The organism is Denitraticella aggregata, assembly GCF_048158365.1.
In the GTDB taxonomy this organism is placed as follows: Bacteria; Pseudomonadota; Gammaproteobacteria; order Burkholderiales; family Rhodocyclaceae; genus Azoarcus_F.
The window spans coordinates 1-548 of sequence record NZ_JBLLNL010000048.1 but is presented as its reverse complement, the minus strand read 5'-3'; the positions used below and the strand labels follow the sequence as shown (position 1 = coordinate 548).

At 58.8% G+C, this 548-nt stretch carries 1 protein-coding gene; it reads left to right on the top strand.

Annotated features, from left to right (window positions below):
• A partial coding sequence (locus ACKVEX_RS16595; RefSeq protein ID WP_473216849.1) for a transposase occupies positions 1–542 on the top strand: 542 nt, incomplete at its 5' end.
• Positions 543–548 lie beyond the last annotated feature (6 nt).

Sequence of the window (548 nt, the reverse complement as noted above, 5' to 3'; positions counted from 1 at the left end):
CCATCAACGCTCCCGGGATGCGGTCAAAAAGCTACTACCTTGTTACCACCCTGACGGATTCGACCCGCTATGGCGCGGCTGAACTAGCCGATCTCTACCGCCAGCGCTGGGATGTGGAGCTGTTCTTCCGAGATATCAAGACGACCATGGGTATGGATGTGCTGCGATGCCGAACCCCCGCCTTGGTGAGGAAAGAAGTGCTGATGCATTTCATTGCCTATAACGCTGTGCGTCGGCTGATCGTCGACGCTGCCAACGCCGTCGAAAACCCGCCCCGCCGAATCAGTTTCAAAGCCAGCATCCAAGCCTTGCGGCAGTGGGAACCGCAGCTCCATCGAGGTGCTACCGACGCCAGCGAACGGCGGCGCTTGCTCGACTTGCTCCGCGAGGCCATCGGCGCTCGTCAGGTCACCGCCCGACCAGGGCGACGAGAGCCACGATGTTTAAAACGACGACCCAAACCTTTCGCGCTTTTAACAGCCCCTCGCCATCAAATGTTTGAACTACCCCATCGCGGCCGATACCGTGCAAGTGTCGCTTAACTTAGT